We start from the raw sequence: 2,106 nt of genomic DNA, 5'->3' as shown, positions 1-2,106 counted from the left end.
GTTATAAAGCCCGGCTGGGGTGCAGAAAAACTCCCAGTTAACCGAATCCTACAGCGATGATCTGTACGAATAAACAGTATTTTTCAGGTTTGGGATTCGGTTCGAAGAACCAGACAAGGATGATCGTTGTTGAATGCGTTTTCAGCTACCCTCGGGGTATGTCCCAAGCGGATAACGCGCGGGTTGATCCGCTTGGGACATACCCCGAGGGAGAGCTATTCCTCAGCGATCGCGTTACCTTTTGGCTGGTTGCCAGTCTCGTCGCCAGAGCCCGTCGCAAACGGTTGGATTATGAAGTTTGAAGAACGTCTCGAAGCAGGCATGGCCGTCGAGGGTGTGCTTTATCAGAGCTCTTTCAGGACTTGGCTCTATAACAACACATTCATCCGACCCTCGCTTCGCTCGGGCAGATGAACGTACATCGTTAGAAATCGAGGGAAAAATGAAATTCATACTTGGTATGACATTGCTCTTGTTCACCGCACCGGGTTTTGTTTTGGCAAAGTCCTCTTTTCAGATACTCGATGCTCAGGGGGTGAGCCGTCTTGATCTGGCGATGGTACGTTTAAAACAAGATGCTTTCGAATTCCAGGTTCAGGAAAAAATGAATGGTTCTGGAGCTTTCGAGCTAAGGTACGTTGGAGTCAGGTATGACAACGAGACTCAAAAGCTAAAGCTATATGCTAGCGTGAAAGCCGAGCCAACGGAGTTTTATTGTCGGTTGGCTCTGAAAAATTTCATGAATCATTTTAATTTTGGCGGAGATGCCGCGAGCGCAGCAAAGACATTTTATTCCTTTTATTTTATGCCCACCGCATCTGCGCCGCTTTCATATGAAATTCAACTGTATGAATCAGTTTACCGAAATACAGAGTTCGAGATGACCGTTGTGGATGCTGAATCAAATGCAAAAATCCAGTGCAGGTATAGCGGCTCGTCGCAGGAAATTCGCTACTCAGAAATGTAAGCTTTCCAGTTTCTAACCAGTGCAGGCATGGCGACGCCCATTACATTGCGCCTTCGGCTCCATTTCATGGGCGCGCATGCTGCAAGCGTTAGTGGCTGTGGCTTCTGTCCTTTTTGGCTGCGGTGTGCCAGGGGCCTTGGTGCCGTGCTTGGTTGCCAAACCCGCATAGTCTGTTGAGCACCAAGGCCGTCAGAATCCGCGTCCGGTTTGGTTGCTTCAGTTAGCAAGAGTTGTGGCAGGAAATTCGGTGTTCAACGTGTGGGGCCGTCCGCCGAAAACGTCGTCCGGATCTGCTACCTTTGAGTTCAGGTTCATTCACCGCATCGTTGGCGGTGTTTCAAACAGAGTGCATCGGCTCATGTCGGTGCCGGGTTACGGAGTAGGCCGTCACGGTCAGTGCCAGGGAACAGGCAGTGTCATTACCTGCCACTAACCAGTCGCTGTAGTACGCGGCCGATGGCCGCCGGACGCCCTTTTCATTGCGGCTTCGCCTCCATTACAAGGGCGCCGCTAAGCTCAGCGTTATGTGGAAGGGAAGCCATGACTTGCAAGAAGTGTGAAGAAGCGGTTCAGCCGCAAAGAATAAAGCGTCCTGACGATCTCTCAAGAGCGATTTTGGCTGCGGCCAATGCAATTGAATTGGGCATCCTAAGTTATGAGGGGGCTGGAGCGTGGGGGGATCCATTTCAATCTATCGCCCGAGGGGACGGTTGGGGCGATTTTGTAAATAACTATTTCTCATGTTTGTCATGTGGGCAGTGGTTCAACCTCCAGGCTGAGACATATCACGGAAGTGGTGGTGCGTTTGAGCCAGTGCGGGAACCGGCGGAACAAATTCAGAGAGACGTTTACCCCACATAACCAGTCATTCCAGTTCGTTACGGCCACAAAAGGCGTGGCCTCCACCGGACGCCCTTGTCAGGGCGCCGCTGAATATTGGCGTTAATGGCCCGGCATTTGTGAGTTTTTGGCGGGTGCGGTGCAAAGGCCTTGGCACCGGGTTTGGTTGCAACGCTCGTTCACTCTGGTGATCGCCAAGGCCGGAAAATTCGCTGTCTGGTTTGGTTGCCACAATGGCCAGCGGTGTTGGTATTCATGGCGTGCCCCAGTTGTGGGGTCGTCCGTCTCAAACGGTAATC

1 protein-coding gene is annotated in these 2,106 nt (G+C 51.7%); it reads left to right on the top strand.

The window, feature by feature from the left end:
- Window positions 1-442: 442 nt before the first annotated feature.
- The gene (locus tag C7H09_RS07975) at window positions 443-967 is read left to right on the top strand and encodes a hypothetical protein (RefSeq protein WP_106762052.1); all 525 of its coding nucleotides are present in this window, start codon (window positions 443-445) and stop codon (window positions 965-967) included.
- The last annotated feature ends 1,139 nt before the right edge of the window (window positions 968-2,106 follow it).

Origin of the sequence: Marinobacter fuscus, from assembly GCF_003007675.1 — a bacterium.
Classification (GTDB): domain Bacteria; phylum Pseudomonadota; class Gammaproteobacteria; order Pseudomonadales; family Oleiphilaceae; genus Marinobacter; species Marinobacter fuscus.
The sequence above is the reverse complement of the archived record's forward strand: the minus strand, read 5'-3'. Positions and strand labels throughout refer to the sequence as shown.

Excerpts from the sequence above, each read along its gene's own strand:
- C7H09_RS07975 (WP_106762052.1), top strand. The coding sequence starts at position 443 with ATGAAATTCATACTTGGTATGACATTGCTCTTGTTCACCGCACCGGGT.